We start from the raw sequence: 19,062 nt of genomic DNA, 5'->3' as shown, positions 1-19,062 counted from the left end.
TGTTGCATAAAAGGGCTTTTTCGAAAGTGTACGCTTTTGATACGTACGGTGTTCTGTTTTAACCGCGGAGGACTCGTTACTCCCGACAGCTGTCGGGATTGCCTTACAAGGCGGTAAATAAACGTTAAATACGCTGGCGCGCTTGTGAGAAAACGGGTGACTGGATATTTTTAAGGCATGAAGCATCTACTGGTATCGGCAGCGCTCACCATTACCTGTATGGGAACTGCCCTGTCTCAATCGACACAGTATAAAAATCTTGTATTGGAAGGCGGCGGCGTAAGAGGCTTTGCCTACGCCGGCGCTTTTGAAGTGTTGGACAGCCTGCACATTCTTTCGCAGATCGAAAGAGTGGGCGGTACCTCGGCAGGTGCTATACAGGCAGCATTGCTGGCAGTGGGTTACACGCCAAAGGAAATACTGGAGCTTACAGCCTATATCAAACCACAGGAGTTCAATGACGGTTCCTGGTTCATTGGCTCAGGCGTGCATCGCCTGAAGAAGGAGTTTGGCTACTACAAAGGCGCTAAGATCGCTTTGTGGATAGAAGAATTAATTGCCCGTAAAACGGGCAACGGTAATATCACGTTTGCCGAACTGCACCGGCAGCGCACCTCAAAAGGATATAAAGACCTTTACATAACAGGTACCGACCTTACCTACCAGTGCCTCCGTATTTTCTCTTATGAACAATATCCCAACATGCGGGTAAAAGATGCGGTACGTATTTCATTATCAATACCGCTGTATTATAAGCCGGTGTTGATCGACGACCGGGGTAAAGTATATGATAAACCTGTTGCCGGACAGCAGCTGCATATGATGGTAGATGGCGGCGCATTGAGCAACTATCCCTTGTTTATGTTCGATTCATCACGTTATGTAAAAGGCGTATCGTTGCCGCGCAATGTGTACATGGAAAATCCGGAAACACTGGGACTCATGATGGAAATGCCGGAACAGATCGAATACAATAAAAAGCAAACAGGCAAATACCCCATTCCCATTAAGAGCATCAAGGATTATATGAAAGCAGTGTATGTAACGCTAATCGATAAGGCCAGTCCTGAAGCAGAAGGCAACGCACAATGGCACCGTACCGTTACGATCAGTACACTCAATTATTCCGGCCGGGTGCGCAAGCTACCTAAAAAAGTAGTGCTGGATTTACTGGAGAGTGGGAGAGAAGGCACAAGGCGATTCTTTACTGAAGGCGCGGGCCGCACAGCTGCCATTGCTCCTGCTGTAACTAAAAGATAGTTTTTATAGCTGTCTCTGCGTAGCAATTCCCTTAAATGCATGATCATGAAAACCGTACTTGCTGTTATCTTCTTTTCGCTATTGTCTGTCGGAGTGTCGGCACAGCTGACGCCTAAACCGAGAGATCAATACAGCGATCAGTTAAATATTGTTTTCCCCGATTCGCTTTCTGCTGAACAGGTTTATAAACAGTTTGGAGTGGCATTAGTGCAGAACGGATTCAATACCGACTCCCGGGAAGCTTCCTTTGGTTTGTTATTGGCCAGTATCAGAGACCCGGGCGAGGGCATTCTTTCCAATGGGAGAAATCGATTTGAGCTAAGATGTGTAGTTGTGAAAAACGTAGTGTTGATTACCGCTGATATTGTCACCGCACAGCAGACCTATCGATTTGACTTCGGTTCCCGGGGCGACCCTGCCTGGGACAGGAGGGAAAAGTTAATCAAAGTATTGGATGCGCTTCCAGGCGCACGGGTGGAGTTTGCTGTTGTAAATCAGAAGGCTGCTTACTGACTAACTGCTCTGTACTTTCCATAGATCATATTTTGCCTGCATATCCAGCCAGAAACTGGCTTCCACTCCAAAACCTTTTTCGAGGTGTAAAGCCATCTCTGCACTGATTGCAGCAGTTTCGTTGACTATTTCAGAAATCTGTTTACGACTCACCTTTAAATCCTGAGCCGCTTTGGTAATAGTAAGATTCATTTCTTTTAAAATGTCCTCTCGAAGAATTGCTCCGGGATGAACATAAGATATCTTGTGTTTCATAATTTGGAATTACTAAGATACGTATATTTGTACAGGATTGGGGTGTCCCCGGTCGCTAAGGAAGACAGTCTGTTTAACGGGCTGCCTTTTTAGTTTATGGGAATGCCTTTATTCCTACTGTTTCTTCTTCTCTGTCAAAGTCCTGACCTGTTGCTTTAGCTTTCCGATTTCTGTGTTACGCTCTCCTAATTTCTTCTCGAGTTCGTTGTTGTAACCGACCAACGAATCCAGGCGGATAATAGCAGCATCAAACATTAGTTGGTATTCTTTCAAAGTAGAATCCAGTACTACATACTGTGCCCTTAATTCTTTGCAGTCCTGATTGGGCTGAGCACCACCAGTAACGGAAACGGTAGTCAATGGCGAATCTGCTATTGCTTTTGGGTTAACTGTATCCATCTTACTATTGTTACAGGAAAAGATACCAAGGCTAATGGCCAATAAGAATAAAACACTTTTAGTCATACGATACGTTAGGGGTTAAGGAAAACATACTGAGCGGAAGACGGGGCTCGAACCCGCCACCTGCGGCTTGGGAAGCCGCCGCTCTACCAAATGAGCTACTTCCGCTGATCCCTATAAAGATATTGAAAAGCTTCAACTTCTGCACTTCCTGCAAATGGAACCATTTGGATGGCATTATCGCTATCCTGATCATCCGTAAATGGCAATCCGCTTCCCAATTTTAACAATTGGTACACACTTCCATTTTTATCGCTTCATCACTGCCTTAGTTTTATGACCTCTATGTACAGTAGCAGCAGTATCCCCTCACTGCGCGCCACTGTCGTGCTGTACTTTTTAATCCAATGATCTGCGAAGGTGCTACTGATGGCAGGTGGGTGTTGCAACCCGCCCGGGATTTCCATGCTTAAACTAAATACATATTGTACAATTTTTTCACCATGAAGACTACACTGAGGGTTGTAACGTATAGCGTGTTGCTGTTCCTCCTGAGCCACCTCTACGCAGGTGCCCAAACAGGCAAAAAGCTCCCTGATTATAAACCCGGCAGTGCCGACTGGAAAGCACTGATCAGGGAAAAGATGAAAAGCAACGCGCAACAAAAGAAAGCCAGCGGGCGTGTTGCAACTGCAGGCAGCCGGCAAAGTACTTCACTCGCTACGCCGGCTTGTTTTGTTCCGGTAGATGGAACGTTCACGGCGTTGCCGCGAGACAATGATGGCAGCTCCGGACCTATTTTGCTGCCATTCTCGTTCAACCTATATGGAACGCCTTACCGGCAGGTTTACATCAACACCAATGGCGTGTTGTCTTTTGTGGCCCCCGAGGTAGACAACTTCTCTTTCCCACTTCCTTACTATCTACCCATTATTGCTCCTTTCTGGGCCGACATCGATACGCGCAGCCCCGAAAGCGGACGGATCTATTATAAGATTACACCAACTCACCTCATCGTTACGTGGGATCGTGTGGGCTATGCCGATGAGATGGCCAACAAGGTGAACACCTTTCAGGTGATCATTGGTTTACCGGGCGATGAACTGTTAGGCCCCAATGCCAATGTGAAAATGAATTATGGCGACATGCAGTGGGCAACCGCTTATGAATTTGGAGATTTCCCTTCGCTGGTAGGCATCAATGGCGATTACTACCAGAACTACCAACAGATCGGCTGGTTCGATAAACTGGATGATAGCTATGATGGACCCGGTGGCCAAAAAGATGGCATCGGGTATCTCGCCAATAAATGCTTTACCTACGATGTAAGAACGCTGACCAATATTCCTCCTCAGTTTGTTTTTGATAATTTAAGCAGGCTTATAGAACTCAACGTTGGTGATACTATAGAGATCGAACCCTATTTCACATCACCCGAGCCGGGACAAACTGTAACTACCGTGGCCGAATTGGATGGTGATGAAGTATGTAAGCTGAACTATTCGGTTACGAATGGCCCCACTTCCAAAGTGAAGATCAAGCTCATTGGCGATCTGTGCAATGTCGGTGTTCATATCTTATGGCTCACTGCAGTAGATGATGGCAATCCCCAGCAATCCACCACCATTCCTTTGCTCTTTTGGGTGAAGAATGAGAATGTGCCGGTGATCACTTTCCCTGCGCCTGAAGATAAAGACGGTGATGGCCGTTATACGCTCGAGGCCACAGCAAGCAATGGGCAGGCTGTTTATTACGAAGTTATGGGAGGCCCCGGCTATATAGAAGACGATACGCTGATCGCTACTGGTGTTGGTCCTATCGTGGTACGGGCACTTACTGAAGATGACGGCACTACGCCGGTTGTTTTCCTGGATGCGCTGGTATGTGTGCCGGCTAAGAAGCCAGGTCCTATCACCGGAGACTCAAAAGCATGCCTCTATTTCAAATCAACCTACGAAGTACCGGCAGTAGATGGTGCAATATATACCTGGACAGTGGACGGTGGCACGATCGAATTTGAAGATAATAAAGCTACGGTAACCTGGAAAACATTGGGCACACACCAACTGTCGGTGTCTTATGCCACCGGCTGTAGCCCTGTTGGCCCGCCCAGCACATTGACCGTGCAGGTCACTACCGGGCAACTCCCCGGGGCCATTACTAAGATGTTGCCTTCGGATGGAAATGTCAACGTTTCATTCCCGCTCACCTTCTCCTGGTTCCCGGTGGAGAAAGCAACTTCCTATGACATCTATGTATGGCCCGAAGCAGAAGCACAGCCGGAGGATCCTACGATCAGCAATATCACCACCATCAACTATACACTTTATAGCAGCGACAAGCTGGAGTATGGTAAATCTTATAAGTGGCGGGTGGTGGCCCGTGGCGATTGCAGCAGGCTGGAAAGCCCTGTGCAAACGTTCAAGCTGCGCTTCCTGCCCGACCTGGTGCCTTACGATATTCAAATGCCTGCCAACGCCTTCTCTGGTCAGGAGATTACAGTAAGCTGGAAGGTAAGGAATCAAGGACCAGGCTCAACCCTCGACAAGGAATGGATAGACAATATCTACCTGTCGCTGGATGAACTACTGGACGACAACGATGTTCTGGGCACTGCGCGTAACACACCAGGTGCGCTGAACAGTGGCGGCAGCTATTCCAACTCGGCCACCTTTACGCTGCCCAATGGCATCAGCAATCGTTACTACATTTTTGTATTGACCAATAAATACCATCAGGTAATTGAAAAAGATGAGTCGAATAACCTGGGCATCAGCGCTACGAAAGTCAACATTCAACTGACGCCACCGGCCGACTTGCAGGTGAGCACAGTAACACCTCCTAATAACGCATTCTCGGGTCAGCAGATCGAAGTGATCTATACCGTACAAAATGCCGGTACAGGCAAGACCGGCGGCATTGGCTGGAACGATGTGATCTTTCTTTCAAAAGAGGAGGTGTTGAAGCCTGACAGCGCTATCAAGCTAAGAGTATTTTATTATGCTGGAGAACTCAAAGAGGGTGGTTCTTACACGCAAAGGATCACAGCTTCGCTGCCCGATACTATTTCCGGTAACTACTATGTGCACGTGGCTACCGATTGGGCCGATGTAGTATATGAACATGCCACGGAAAATAACAATACAGGCAGGAGTGGCGTGGTGAACATCATTCAGGCGCCGCCTGTAGACCTGGTAGTGACGAATATAACGATCCCCGCTACTGCTCCTACCAGTGGTAGGTTGACAATGAGCTGGCATGTAGAAAATGCTGGCGGTGCAGCTACCTCCAGGAATTACTGGCGCGATGACGTATACCTTTCTCCAACACCCGTGTGGAACAAGGCCACTGCTATTCCCCTGGCAACGATATCGAGAACAGCCGGGCTCAATGCCGGTGAAGGATATACTCCTGAGTGGTCATTCAATTTGCCAAGAAAGATTGCCGGTAACTATTACGTGATCGTGAAGGCGGATGCAGTCAATGACATTTATGAGTACCAGGCAGAAGATAATAATGAAGGACATAGCGCCCAGCCATTGATGATCACAGCGCCCGACCTCATCGTGTCGAACATCACAACACCGGCCACCGGCATATCCGGTCAGGTGGTGAATGTAGAATGGACGGTGAAGAACGATGGCGGCAGTGTGCTGGAGAATACGAAAGTTATCGACCGCATCCTGGTGAGCAAGAGCGCCACCTTCGATGAGGCCAACAGTCAGGTGGTGAAGGTACTGGCTTATCAAACCCGGCGCATCCCGGCTGGTGAAGATACCCTGCAAAAGAGTTCGATTGTTTTACCGGAAGGTATTTCGGGTAACTATTATGTATATGTTCAAACCGATTACACAGACACCGTATTTGAATCCGGTGGCAACAATAATATCCGCCGTAGTGCTGCTCCTGTTGCTGTTATGCTCGGTCCCTGGGCCGATCTGCAGGTGAGTGCCGTACAGGCTCCTGCTACGGCCGCAGCGGCGGAAGCTGCTTCGATTTCCTACACAGTTTTCAATAGAGGTAACCGGGCTACCAACGATAGCAGCTGGACCGACAAAGTATTTGTTTCCCTGAAACCAACATGGGACCCTGCGAGCGCCGTTCTCGTAAGTGAGATCGCGCAAAAAGCCAACATAGGTAAAGACAGCTCTTATACCATTACTGCTTCTCTCATAATGCCTGGCAATATCGGTGGCGCCGATTACTATGTGTATGTGTTGACCAATGCAGGTAAGCGCGTGTACGAACACAGTGATACCGCCAACAATACCGGCAGAAGCAATAAACTATTTATTAAGAAGTATCCACCGGTTGATCTGATTGTTACTGCTGTAACTGCTCCTGCAACGGGTAAATCAGGTACACCGATTACCGTGAAGTGGTCAGTTAAGAATAAGGGCGAAGCGATCACATTGCCCAATCAATGGAATGATGGCGTCTACCTGTCGGCTGATACCGTATGGGATAGTAATGACAAGTTGGTAAAAGCATTTACACACCGTGGTCAGCTCCCTGTAGCTGCTACTTACTCCAACGAGCAGGAAATCACCATTCCCAATGGCGTATCAGGAAAATATTATTTGCTGCTGGCTACTGATAAGGAGAACCTCAACTACGATGTCGATACTACCAACAACGTTGGCCTGGTACGTCCTGCCAGCGGTGGTAATAATGATCCTGTGCCCATCGGCATCGAGCTTACACCGCCTGCCAACCTGGTGGTGACGAAATTCACGGTGCCCGATGAAGGCTTTGCAGGACAACCTATCACGGTAAAATGGATTGTTAAAAACGATGGTTCAGGTATCACCAACAAGAGTAGCTGGACGGAAAGAGTATACCTGTCCAAAGATATCAACTGGGATAAACAGGATAGATCATTAGGCACTTTCATCCGAAGCGCAGCTTTGCCTGCCGGTGCTCAATATGAAGATAGTCTTGAAGTATTTCTTCCAGACAATGACTTGGGCAATCATGTACTGATCTTCCGGTCGGATATCAATGACAATGTGTATGAGCATGGAGCTGAAGAAAATGTCGCTACAGCCCTGATCACCATTGTGAAAGACAACATGTCCGACCTCGTGGTTACAGATGTACAGATACCTACAACAGGCATAGCCGGTAGTGAAGTGACAGTGCGCTGGAAATTGAAGAACGTAGGCGCCAATCCCGCCCGTGGTTTCTTACAACAAAATGTATACCTCTCTACAGATACCACCAAAGATGTATCAGATGGATTGGTGGCCACTGCGCCTATACGCATCAACCTGGCGCCCAATGCGGTGATCGATCAGGCACAACCCATGAGCCTGAAAGGAGTGGCACTACGCGATTATCATGCGCTGGTACATGCCGATGTGTTGAATAATATAGCAGAGAGCAATGATGAAAACAATATGGCAGCCTCTCTGCAACCCCTGAGTGTGACGGTAGAAGAACTGGAGTTGGATAATGAAAAGCAGGGCACACTCCGTCCGGAAGGAACACTGTATTACCGTCTTGAAATTGCGGACTCACTCGCCGGCGAATCGTTACTGATCACCTTGCAGGGAGATACAGCTATAGGCGACAATGCAATATTCGTTCGTGCCAATGGCGTGCCCGATATGGCGGTGCATGATTTTGCGGGCGAAGTACCTTATCAGGCCAACCAGGAGATCATTATCCCTGCGCTGAAACCGGGTACGTATTACCTGATGATCAATGGCCGCATGCGCACGAATACCACGCAGCCTGTGAAGGTGAAAGCGTCGGTGCTTCACTTTGAGATCAGATCGGTAGATGCAACAGAAGGTGGCAACACGGGCGTGGCCACAGTGCTCTTAAAAGGTTCGAAGATGAATGGCGTAACGGCAGTGCGCCTGCGTAATGCCACTGGCGCTATCACAGCAGAAAGAGTACAGATCATCGATCCTACCAGCCTGTATGCCCGCTTCGACCTGAATGGCGCTGCTGTAGGAATATACGATGTGGTGGCGGTGCATGAGAACGGCGATTCTACGGCCCTTGAAGAAGGCTTCACAGTAGTAGCTGGTTCCGCTACCCAGCTAATGACCAATGTGATCAGCCCACCCAATACAAGACCTTCCAACGTGCTGAGCATTCAGGTAGAATTTGCGAATACGGGCAACACAGATATCATCAACCCGGTAGTGCGGCTCACGAGCCTCGGCGGCGCGCCCATTGCGCTAAAGCCAGCCGATCTGGAAAATGCCGGTAAAGAACTGACACTGACGTTGCAGGAAGTTGGCGGACCAGCCGGTCGCCTGCGGCCCGGCGCAAAAGGAATCGTTATCGTGTATGCGAAAGCGACAACCGTGTTGGGCTTTATGCTGGTAGACAACGAAGAATAAATAATCAAAACATCATTCAATAAAAGATCAGTAATGAAAACGATTCTTATAACCAGGGTTATTGTTTGCTGCGCCCTTATGCTGACAGCCATGCTGTCGATGGCCCAGGTAAAGCCGGTGGCGGGTTTCGAGATCATCAGCCGCCAGTCAATAACCAGTGGCGAAGCTGGCAGGATGGCAATCAATGCGGGCAGCAATGTGGTAAGAGTAAAACCTGATACCAGCGCAGGAAAAAGAATATACCGCGTTGAAGGTAAAGGTATGAAAGCAATGGTGCCTGCTTTAAGCAATGTAGATGCGGCAACAACAGGTGGCAGAATATGGGTGTATGGTGATTCTGCATTCAGGCATTCGGCGCCCTTTGCTTATGCAAGTGTTTACAATGCGAACGGAACCCTCATCAAATCGCTGGGCTTGTTGGGTAAAAAGCCTTACGTGGCTGCAGTAGCCAATAATGGTTCGATGGCCTTTGCCGGTAATACGGCTAAAGAAGGACACCCCGTTTTCACCCTTTCGTTATATGACCTGAACGGCAATAAACGTTGGAGCGCCAACCTGCCCGAAGCCTGGCCTACAGAAATATTCATAGCGCCCGATCATCAATACATAGCCGTGTCCATACTCTTCCCGCAAGAATATACCAGTAAATTGCTGGTGTACGATGCTGCGGGAAGACTGTTGCATACACTCCGCAGCAACGCTTCAGGCGTCGCTTTCCTTGCTTCTAAAAAAATGGTCGTTAGCACCAGCAAGACCTGGACCGTATATGATATGAATGCCGGCTTTAAAGAGGTACGGTCAGGTGCATTGCCTGGCGTTACCGTTGGCCGGTTCCCGGTCATCGCCCATCCCTCTGCAGATATATTCCTTACACTTTCACTGGCCCCCTCTAAGCAACAGGTAAGCCTGCAGGCGTATGATGCACGCACAGGAGGCCTGCTATCACAAGGTGAGTTTACCAGCAAAGGATACCTGCAGCCTTACCGGCAGTTGGAGATCGGCAAAGATGGAAACATACAACTCAGCACAGAAAGCGAGGTAGTAACATTAAGGTTGAAATAACACATACAATTCTGAATATATGAAACATATTATACGCCTCCGGTTGATGATCTGCCTGCTGTTCATGAGCGCCATGATGAGCAGTCTGTCGACGCAGGCACAGGATCCACCAAAATTTGAGTTATTGGGTGCGTCGCCGAACATTGGTAAAGCATCGATGGACGTGATATGGACCAACTCGCCTGGCGCTACTGAAACACAGGCGCGGCGCCGGGAAGGGAGCGGACCCTGGGGCCCCTGGGTCAACATAGGAACGTTTGGCCGGGGCACAGATCCTGGCTTGAACGAATCGAAAAAATATTATTACCAGCTTCGGGAAATGGTAGGCGGTGTGTGGAGCGCCCCTTCCGATGAAAAAGGGAACGGATTTACTAAAGTATGGCCTGTAATGAAGCCTGGCAGCACCACCGACGAAAGCCTGGATGTATTGAACGGGTTTGGGGAGGCGATCAAGGCCGGCGGGGATAAATATTTTCACGAAGGGGTCGACATGAATGGAGCGTCCAACTCACATGGCGAAATAGTGAGAGCGCCTGCAGGTGGCCTGGTGGCCAGCAGAGGAGGGCAGGGAAGCGATATTGGTGTTATCATCGTAATATCGATCAATGGCGAATTTCACGCGTATGAATTTAACCACCTGCAATCCATACATCCTGATGTATTAAAAAATCATTCAGTGGAGGTAGGCCAGGAACTGGGTACTATATACAGCGGCGAATGGACCATCATGTCTTCTCATACCCATTTTGGGTATTTCGATGATCTCATCGATCCTTTTGCCGGCACGAAAAACCCTTTTACGTTTTTTAATACACCTGCACACAGAGATCCGCAGATGTCCCCACCATTGGTGCTGGATGTAAATGGTGACGGAAGGGAGATCAGCTTTCTGAAAACACCGGGTGAGATCAAATATTTTGAACCGGAGAAAGTACACAACGGGGTAGATATTGTAGTAGAAGCAGTAGACTTGCAATCATCGGATGCGCCCTATACCAACCCTGGTTATGTGGGGTATTTCATCCAGAAGAATGAGAAAGGGGCCTGGAAACAATCGGTCAAAACAGCTGCAAAACCTTATGTGGTATTTGATTCAAAAACATTTTACAGATCATCTGCCGGTACTAAGAATACGGAATTTGTATCTAAGATCATAGATTTTAGAGACGAAACAGTAAGTAAGAAACCCGACAACACGCCGGAAGGGTACGATTGGGAACAATGGTTCTCTTACATCGTCACAAATACGAAAGGAGAGAAAGGTGAGATCCCTGAGATCGACGATAATGAACATTTTGCAACCGATGCCCGGGAAACAGTGTCGGAAGCCAATGGTTATACCTACGGTTACCTGCTGGCAAGATGCATCGACGAAGCTAAATTTCCCGATGCGAAGTACCGGGTCGGTGTTGTACTGAAAGACCTGCTTAGTCAAGCACCCATCAAGTACAAAGAATTCAGGGTCGATAACTTCCGCCCCTATGCCAAGATCGTACAAATAGAAGGCGGTGCTTTTAAGTACAAAGCTACGTGGAACTGGAACCCCGGTGCCGATCAACTGATCATACAGGAAGAAAAGAACGACAAGAAAGCCTGCGGCGTCATTAAGATCAAGATCACGATGAGTGAAGAAATGAAAGATGTTATCGTGGAAGTGCCAGCGTTGGGTTATAAACAACAATCATCATCAGGAGGTTCCGACGGAAAGACATTTGAATTTGAGATACCGGAAGAGCTAACGAAGGATGGTCCGGAAGGACCACACAAGCTGGAGATCGACGGACATGATATGAACGATAATGCACTACAAGGGTTCACTGATAAAAGCCCCCGGTCGGGCGAACAGGTCGATAAACGACTCCTCGATGGAAGTTGGGTATTGCCCAATGCTGCCAAAAAAGATATTATCCATGAGTTTAAGCTGGTGGACCTTGAAATAGAAGTAGAAACACAACGTCCTTCTTCCTGCGGTAAAAAAGATGGAGTTGCTACGATCCATGTAAGCGGTGAAGAAGGACCATTTACCTACAGTGTGGATGGCTCTCCTTTCCAGCCTTCCAATGTATTCAGGAAGCTGGGTGCTGGCAAGCATACCGCTGTGGTGCGTAAGAAAGATACGGAGTGTGAGTTCCCGAAAGATTTTGAGATGGAAGATGGTGGCCTAAAAGTACAGGTGTCTGGGTTTGGATCCGTACAATTCTGTGAAGATGAGCAGCCGTCGATCACGTTGGTGGCCACGGCCACCGAGGGATCGGGAGACTATGAATACAGTTGGCCCGGTGGCAGATTGGAAGTAAGGGGCTCAGGCTATTATTCCGTTACAGTAACTGATAAAAAGACGGGTTGTAAGAAAAAAAAGGGCGGCCAGGTAACTTTCATCCCCATTGTATGTTCCCGCGATCCCAACGATATTGTTGGCCCCGAAGGATACGGACCGGGCAAGATGATCGCCAAATCAAAAGCACATCCTTACATGGTGCGCTTTGAGAACGATCCGGAGTTTGCTACCGCGCCGGCACAGGTGGTGAAGATCAATCACCCTGTAGACAAGAATGTAAACCTGTACTCACTGCGCCTGGGCGACTTTGGTTTTGCCAATATGACCTTCTCTGTGCCTGCTGATAAGACCTATTATGCTACACGCCTGAACCTGATGGACTCACTGGGCGTGGTAGTAGATGTTACGGCGGGTATCGATGTAAACAAAAAAGAAGTATTCTGGATATTTGAATCGAAAGACCCGGCTACCGGTCTGCCGCCTGCTGATGCTATGTTGGGCTTCCTGCCGATCAATGACTCTACAGGAAAAGGCGAAGGCTTTGTGACCTATACCATCCGGGCTGCCAGTCATACACAGACAGGCGACAGCATTCATGCAAAAGCAAGCATTGTATTCGATGTGAATGAGGCCATCGAAACACCTGTTATTTTCAATACCATCGATGCGCTGCCACCGGTTAGCAAAGTGAAAGCATTACCGGCTACCAGCAAAGTGCCTGACTTTAAGGTGAGCTGGAGTGGCCAGGATGATGCAGGTGGCTCAGGTATCCGCGATTATATATTGTATGTGTCTGAAAATGGTGGTGCTTATAAGGCCGTGCAACAGGCATCTACCGATACGACGATCATTTACTCCGGTGTACAGGGCAGCACTTACAGCTTCTATGTGCTGGCTACGGACAATACCGGCAATGCAGAAGCCATAAAGAAAGGAGCGGAAGCTACTATTAAGATCACCGATGATTGCACAGACGAAGTGTGTGATGGTGTAGACAATGATTGCGATGGCGAAGTGGATGAAGGATTTATCATCACCTATTATAGAGATGCAGACGGTGATGGCTTCGGTGCGTTGAACAATCCGAAACAAGGTACTACCTGCAATGTGCCGGCAGGGTATGTTGTGAACAGTGCAGATTGTAATGATAACAATGCAGCTGTTTATCCCGGTGCTGCTGAAGTGTGTGATGGCGTTGACAATGATTGCGACGGACAGGTAGACGAGGGTTGTGGTACCCAAAGCTACTATATGGACGTGGACAAAGATGGTTATGGACGCCCTGAAGGCTCCAGGTTATCCGATAAGCCAATTCCTGGCTGGGTATTGCTGGGAGGTGATTGTGCAGATTTCGATGCTACTATCTATCCGGGCGCTCCTGAACTGGCCAACGGCCGTGATGACAACTGTAACGGTCAGGTAGATGAAGGACTTCCCATGCAGCGGTATTATATGGACGTAGACCGTGACGGATTTGGCCGCAACGAAAATTCTAAGCTGTCAGCCATTCCATTAACAGGTTATGTACTGGTAAGTGGAGACTGCGCGGACTTCGATGCCACCATTTATCCGGGTGCTCCTGAACTGGCCAATGGCCGTGATGACAACTGCAACGGCGAAGTAGATGAAGGGCTTCCGATGAAGCGTTACTATATGGACGTCGACCGTGACGGGTTTGGCCGCAATGAGAACTCCAGACTATCTGCGATCCCATTAGAAGGATACGTGCTGGTGAATGGCGATTGTGCCGACTTCGATGCCACCATTTATCCGGGTGCTCCTGAACTGGCCAACGGACGTGATGACAACTGTAACGGCCAGGTAGATGAAGGTTTGCCGATGCTCACGTATTATCCGGATGTGGATAGGGACGGTTACGGCCGCAACGAAGGCACGAGGATATCAGCTATTCCCCTGGCAGGTTATGTGTTGGTCGGTGGTGATTGTCACGACTACGATCCGAAGATATACCCCGGCGCGCCGGAAGTGAAGAATGGTCGTGATGATAACTGTAATGGTTTGATCGATGAGCAACTGATCACGATTGTGCAGGATGGCACGGCAACCAATGGCAAGGTACCTGTGGATAGCGCTGCCGGAGAGTTCAACGTAATCGTAGCACCGATACCTACCTACAATGAGTTTACGGTATCACTGCCGCAAACCGAATCGACGGAACGAATACGTCTCCGTGTATTCGACCAGGTGGGTCGGTTGGTAGAAACAAGGGATAACCTGCCTGCCGGTTCGAGGATCACGCTGGGTGGTAATTATCCCAAAGGATACTATACACTCGAAGCAGTGCAGGGTAGGAGACGGAAACTGGTGAAGTTGATTAAGCTGTAAAGGCAAGCTACGAGCATAAAAGAAAATGGTGGGTCGCCTTCCAAAAGGCGGCTCACCATTTTCACTTATATCAGACGTGCTTTTATTCCGCCCTCAAACTCTTCACCGGATTCGCGGTAGCAGCGCGTATAGTTTGAAAAGCAATAGTAAGTAGCGCAATCGCTATGGCCGCCGTTCCTGCAAGCACCAACACCCATACATTCAAAGTAGTTCGGTAAGAGAACTTTTGCAGGAAGGTATTCATGAGCAGCCACGACAGCGGCGAAGCGATAACGATAGCAATGAGGATCAGCCTTACAAAGCTGCTGGCCAGTAGCGCCGTGATGCCAGCCACACTGGCGCCGAGTACTTTGCGGATGCCGATCTCTTTGGTGCGGTTCTCAGCCATATAGGTGGCCAACCCAAGCAGCCCCATGCACGAAACAAAAATGGCAAGGAAAGCAAACGTGTTGATCAGTAAACCAGTGTTGCGTGTCTGCTTGAATTTCGATTGCCAGGCATCATCCGCAAACCGGATATCCGTAATGAAATTGGGATTGTATTTTTTGATGATAGCCTCCGCTTGTTGTGCGGCCAGCAAAGTACCCTTACTGTCACTCAACCGGATGCTCAGTTCGCCGTCACCACGGCCGCCTTTGATCAGCACCTGCTTGCTGGCCTCGCCGGGATCACCAATCAGGAAATCCTTTACAACACCCACGATCTTCCAGCGCTTGTCTTCATCGATAATAACCTGCCCGATGGGCTCTTTAAAGCCAAGCACCTTCAGGCTGGCTTCATTCACCAGGCAGGAGAGCGTGTCGCCCGCATAATGGTCGAGGTCGATATCCCTGCCTGCCAGTAAGGTCAGCCCATTGGTGCGTATAAAATCACCGCCTTCATGTACCAGCACAAAGGCTGTATTCAAATTGGGGTCCATACCTGCCCATTTCAGGCCAGACTCTTCATAGCGGATATTGGTAACAGCTGTGTTGGAGGCACAAATGGAAGTGGCGATTCCCGAGTTGATCAATTCGTTTTTGATGGCCGTATAGTTTTTACGCACGTCATCGGTCATTTGCTGAAACACAAGGTTCTCCTTTACGAAGCCGGTCTCCCGGTTGAGCCCGTGAAGGATTTGTTTTTGAAAGATGACCGTGAAATTGATCAGGATGATGGAAAACACGAATTGCAGCACCACCAGCGCTTTCCTGGGAGTGATGAGCGTATTGGTATTTTTCAGCATACCCTTCAGCACCCGGATGGGTTTGAAGGAGGAGAGATACAGCGCAGGATAACTGCCAGCCAGTAAACCGGTGAATAGTACAAACCCAAGCGCCATAGCCCAGAAAACTGGCGATGAATAAGGGATGCTGAGTTTTGTATTGATCAATGAATTGAACAGCGGTATCGCCATTTCTACCAATACGAAGGCAAGGATGCCCGACAATACAGCCATCATAACCGATTCCCCAATGAATTGTAAGATCAGTGATTGCCGGCCGGCGCCAATCACTTTGCGCACACCTACTTCCTTCGCTCTTTTCTCACTGCGCGCAGTGCTCAGGTTCATAAAATTGATACAGGCAATGAGCAGGATGATACCTGCAAGCGCACCCAGCATGCGATAATTGTCGATATTACCGCCATCAGGTTTACCATTCACAAACCTGCCCCTGAGGTGCTCTTCGGCAAATGAGTATAAAAATATTTGCTGATCTTTCAGCAAGCTGCTGTTGCGGGCGCCAATGCCGGCGATCTTTTTATTCAGGGCATCGATGTTGGCGCCCGGAACTAACTCTACAAAAGTGTTGGAGTTTTGGTTTTTCCAATCGCCCGGATTGCGGCCATTGGCATATAAGTATTGATAAGACAGTAAGTATTCAAATGTAAACCGTGTATTGTCGGGCAGGTCTTTTAGTACGCCGGAAACGATGAAGTTATCACCGGTAGGAGTGGTGACAGTCTTATTAATGGGATCATCGTTGCCAAACAGTTTGGTCGCGAGTTGTTGAGTAAGTACAATATCGTTAGCATCGTGCAATACGGTGGTGGCATTCCCTTGTGCCAGTGGAAAACTAAACATCGACAGGAAGGCAGGGTCTACGAAGTTGCCCTGCGCATCTATTTTCTTGTCGCCGAAGCGCAGCAGCCGGTTGGAACCCATTAATCGCGCAGTATGCTTTATTTCGGGCAGTTCCTGCTGCATAGCAGGCGCCAGGGGAGGAGCGGTTGCATTCCAGCAAATTAATTGACCATTGACGTTACCACGGTTGTAGGTGGTGTACAGGTTGGACTTATCCTCATGAAACTGATCAAAACTAAGCCCATGCCAGATGTTCAGCAACAACAGGATGGCACCAGCCATGCCAAGGGCCAGTCCTGTAATGTTGATCAGAGAATGAACCTTGTTCCTGGTGATGTTTCGCCAGGCGACTTTGACGTAGCTTGAAAACATGATGTTTGCTTTAATAAGTTCAAAAAAAAGGTGTACCGACGTCGATACACCCTCTTGCATTACATGGTAATCTGCATATTACCAATTAGTTTTTATGATTACCAGCTCATCTTACCCTGGTAGTAGTCAAGTATTTTGGTGCGCAGTACATAATCGTACCGTGCAATGATCAGGTTGATATTGGAACGATCGAGGTTGTTTTTGGCAATAAGGTATTCCACCGAGTTGGCAGCACCTTCATTGAACCTTACTTCAGCAGCACGGAAACTTTCCGTATAAGAAGATACCTGGTCCACAAGAGCCTGATACTTGTTGAGAGAAGCTTCCATATTGAAGTGGTCACGCTCGATGCCTTGTTTCAATTGTATCAAGGTTGTTTGTGCTGTGAGCTCAGCTTCCTTTTTGGAGATCTTTGCGAGGCTTACCGCATTCCGTCTTTGCAGGTTATTGAGGATGGGAATATTTACGCCTACGCCAATATTAGTGCCATAGTTGTTTTTGAACACCTGATCGTAATAACCGATCTTGCCACCTGAGCTATCGGTAAAAATGCTATTGTAGTTACTGCCGATACCACCACCGAGGGAGATCCTTGGAAGCATATTACCTCTGACAGCCTGTACGTTCTTCTCACTGCTCTTTACCCGCAATTGCGTGGCCTTTACGATAGCCAACTGTTGTAGCGCTGCCTGGTAAATACTATCAGAAGAAGTCGCATAATCCATAGCAAATTGTTCAGCAGTCATCCTTTCTATTTCAAAATTTTTGGTAGAGGGGATGTTCATGAGTTGCTGCAATGCCAGCTTGGAGCTATTCAGGCTGTTTTCATTGGTGATGATGGCAATCTTATTATCAGCCAGCTGTCCTTTCAGATCAGTATAATCGGATGGCTTAACGGCGCCTTCCTTATTCATGATTTCCAGGCGCTCTACCTGCTTTTGGGAAACAGTATATTGTTTCTTTGACTGGTCCAACAGGTCCATATTGGTAAGTATCTGCAGGTAAGCAAGGATCACATCCAATGTCAGTTGATCCTTCTGTTGCTGCAGCTCCATGCGGCTGGCCTCGTAAGCGTACTGGGTGCTCTTCAGGTTATTCAATAAGCGCAGACCATTGAAGAGCGTTATATCACCAGAGAGGTCCCAGCTGGCGGAAGTATTGGATTCAGTCACAAAGCTGTTGGTGGCAGTATTGATCGTACGGCCCTGGTTGAGGTTGTGACCAACATATCCGTTGATATTAGGCAGGAAATTACCTTTTCCCTGTCTCCAGTTTACAGCTTCACGTTGCATACGCAGGTCGCGTTGTTGCACATCCGCATTATTGGCAATCGCCGTTTCTACGCACTGTTTCAGTGTTATGGGGGTACTTTGCGCGGAACTGTTCAGCGACATATGTACTACCGCATAACAGATCATCAAGGCTTTACCGGTTTTCATGTTTGAGTTTACTTTATTATTCTGTTTTCTTAGTTATTATCGATCCTGCCATCCAATAAATTAATAATACGCGTTCCATACTCGGCATTCTTTTCAGAGTGCGTCACCTGGATGATGGTAACCCCCTCTTTATTCAATTGCTTGAACAACTCCATAATATCTTCGCCTTGCTTGGAGTTCAGGTTACCGGTAGGCTCATCCGCCAGCAGCAATTGCGGTTTGGCAATGAGCGCCCGGGCAATACCTACCAGCTGTTGCTGACCACCGGAAAGCTGGGTAGGGAAGAGGTCCTTCTTACCCACGATCTGGAAGCGGTCGAGGATATCAGCTACCATCGCTTTGCGTTCAGATGATTTGATGTCCTGGTAAATAAGCGGCGTTTCAATGTTCTCATATACCGTCAGCTCGTCGATAAGGTGATAAGCCTGGAACACAAAGCCGATATGTCTTTTATATAATTGCGAACGTTGCTTTTCTTTCATGGTGTGCACAGCCTCTCCATTGAAATAATATTCACCTTCATTGGCATCATCGAGCATACCAATGATGTGCAGCAAGGTAGATTTGCCCGAACCGGAAGGCCCCATGATGGAGACGAACTCACCTGCATTAATGGAAAGGTTGATATCCTTTAGCAGGAAGGTAGGTTTGCCCCCTACATTTACCCATTTGGAGATGTGCTTAAGTTCTAACATTCTATTGTTTTTTGTTTTT

At 48.2% G+C, this 19,062-nt stretch carries 10 protein-coding genes and 1 tRNA gene; 5 read left to right on the top strand and 6 right to left on the bottom strand.

All coding sequences use genetic code 11. The annotated features are described in order from the left end of the window. The first annotated feature begins 177 nt into the window (after positions 1 to 177). Positions 178 to 1,260: a patatin-like phospholipase family protein gene (locus tag AC5JBY_RS22370; RefSeq protein ID WP_495906884.1), complete on the top strand. Its 1,083-nt coding sequence runs from the start codon at positions 178 to 180 to the stop codon at positions 1,258 to 1,260. Between the two features lie 45 nt (positions 1,261 to 1,305). Beyond that, positions 1,306 to 1,773, top strand: a complete 468-nt coding sequence (locus AC5JBY_RS22365) for a hypothetical protein (RefSeq protein WP_495906883.1) — start codon at positions 1,306 to 1,308, stop codon at positions 1,771 to 1,773. Here the strand turns inward: AC5JBY_RS22365 and AC5JBY_RS22360 are convergent, their stop codons facing one another. From AC5JBY_RS22360 to AC5JBY_RS22350, 3 genes are all read right to left on the bottom strand, one after another. Next, positions 1,774 to 2,028, bottom strand: a complete 255-nt coding sequence (locus AC5JBY_RS22360; RefSeq protein WP_495906882.1) for a HigA family addiction module antitoxin — start codon at positions 2,026 to 2,028, stop codon at positions 1,774 to 1,776. Between the two features lie 114 nt (positions 2,029 to 2,142). Beyond that, positions 2,143 to 2,493: a hypothetical protein gene (locus AC5JBY_RS22355; RefSeq protein WP_495906881.1), complete on the bottom strand. Its 351-nt coding sequence runs from the start codon at positions 2,491 to 2,493 to the stop codon at positions 2,143 to 2,145. Between the two features lie 32 nt (positions 2,494 to 2,525). Further along, positions 2,526 to 2,598: transfer RNA gene (locus AC5JBY_RS22350), tRNA-Gly, on the bottom strand. A gap of 335 nt (positions 2,599 to 2,933) precedes the next feature. Here AC5JBY_RS22350 and AC5JBY_RS22345 point away from each other — a divergent pair. The 3 genes from AC5JBY_RS22345 to AC5JBY_RS22335 are packed head-to-tail and all read left to right on the top strand — an operon-like array spanning position 2,934 to position 14,472. Then, on the top strand, positions 2,934 to 8,786 hold the full coding sequence (locus tag AC5JBY_RS22345) for a CARDB domain-containing protein (protein ID WP_495906880.1): 5,853 nt from the start codon (positions 2,934 to 2,936) through the stop codon (positions 8,784 to 8,786). Between the two features lie 33 nt (positions 8,787 to 8,819). Further along, positions 8,820 to 9,848, top strand: a complete 1,029-nt coding sequence (locus AC5JBY_RS22340; protein WP_495906879.1) for a hypothetical protein — start codon at positions 8,820 to 8,822, stop codon at positions 9,846 to 9,848. A gap of 19 nt (positions 9,849 to 9,867) precedes the next feature. Then, positions 9,868 to 14,472 carry a MopE-related protein gene (locus AC5JBY_RS22335; protein WP_495906878.1) on the top strand — a complete coding sequence of 1,535 codons (4,605 nt, stop codon included), beginning with the start codon at positions 9,868 to 9,870 and terminating at the stop codon, positions 14,470 to 14,472. A gap of 82 nt (positions 14,473 to 14,554) precedes the next feature. Here the strand turns inward: AC5JBY_RS22335 and AC5JBY_RS22330 are convergent, their stop codons facing one another. The 3 genes from AC5JBY_RS22330 to AC5JBY_RS22320 all read right to left on the bottom strand — a co-directional run bounded on the left by AC5JBY_RS22330 (position 14,555) and on the right by AC5JBY_RS22320 (position 19,043). Next, positions 14,555 to 16,909, bottom strand: a complete 2,355-nt coding sequence (locus AC5JBY_RS22330) for an ABC transporter permease (protein WP_495906877.1) — start codon at positions 16,907 to 16,909, stop codon at positions 14,555 to 14,557. Between the two features lie 98 nt (positions 16,910 to 17,007). Next, the gene (locus AC5JBY_RS22325; protein ID WP_495906876.1) at positions 17,008 to 18,348 is read right to left on the bottom strand and encodes a TolC family protein; all 1,341 of its coding nucleotides are present in this window, start codon (positions 18,346 to 18,348) and stop codon (positions 17,008 to 17,010) included. Between the two features lie 29 nt (positions 18,349 to 18,377). Next, the gene (locus AC5JBY_RS22320; RefSeq protein WP_495906875.1) at positions 18,378 to 19,043 is read right to left on the bottom strand and encodes an ABC transporter ATP-binding protein; all 666 of its coding nucleotides are present in this window, start codon (positions 19,041 to 19,043) and stop codon (positions 18,378 to 18,380) included. Positions 19,044 to 19,062 lie beyond the last annotated feature (19 nt).

The organism is Paraflavitalea sp. (assembly GCF_059502485.1).
The sequence above is the reverse complement of the archived record's forward strand: the minus strand, read 5'-3'. Positions and strand labels throughout refer to the sequence as shown.

What these genes read in the sequence shown, in the direction of transcription:
- AC5JBY_RS22370 (WP_495906884.1), top strand. Translation starts at nt 178, where the DNA reads ATGAAGCATCTACTGGTATCGGCAGCGCTCACCATTACCTGTATGGGA.
- AC5JBY_RS22365 (WP_495906883.1), top strand. Translation starts at nt 1,306, where the DNA reads ATGAAAACCGTACTTGCTGTTATCTTCTTTTCGCTATTGTCTGTCGGA.
- AC5JBY_RS22360 (WP_495906882.1), bottom strand. Translation starts at nt 2,028, where the DNA reads ATGAAACACAAGATATCTTATGTTCATCCCGGAGCAATTCTTCGAGAG.
- AC5JBY_RS22355 (WP_495906881.1), bottom strand. Translation starts at nt 2,493, where the DNA reads ATGACTAAAAGTGTTTTATTCTTATTGGCCATTAGCCTTGGTATCTTT.
- AC5JBY_RS22345 (WP_495906880.1), top strand. Translation starts at nt 2,934, where the DNA reads ATGAAGACTACACTGAGGGTTGTAACGTATAGCGTGTTGCTGTTCCTC.
- AC5JBY_RS22340 (WP_495906879.1), top strand. Translation starts at nt 8,820, where the DNA reads ATGAAAACGATTCTTATAACCAGGGTTATTGTTTGCTGCGCCCTTATG.
- AC5JBY_RS22335 (WP_495906878.1), top strand. Translation starts at nt 9,868, where the DNA reads ATGAAACATATTATACGCCTCCGGTTGATGATCTGCCTGCTGTTCATG.
- AC5JBY_RS22330 (WP_495906877.1), bottom strand. Translation starts at nt 16,909, where the DNA reads ATGTTTTCAAGCTACGTCAAAGTCGCCTGGCGAAACATCACCAGGAAC.
- AC5JBY_RS22325 (WP_495906876.1), bottom strand. Translation starts at nt 18,348, where the DNA reads ATGAAAACCGGTAAAGCCTTGATGATCTGTTATGCGGTAGTACATATG.
- AC5JBY_RS22320 (WP_495906875.1), bottom strand. Translation starts at nt 19,043, where the DNA reads ATGTTAGAACTTAAGCACATCTCCAAATGGGTAAATGTAGGGGGCAAA.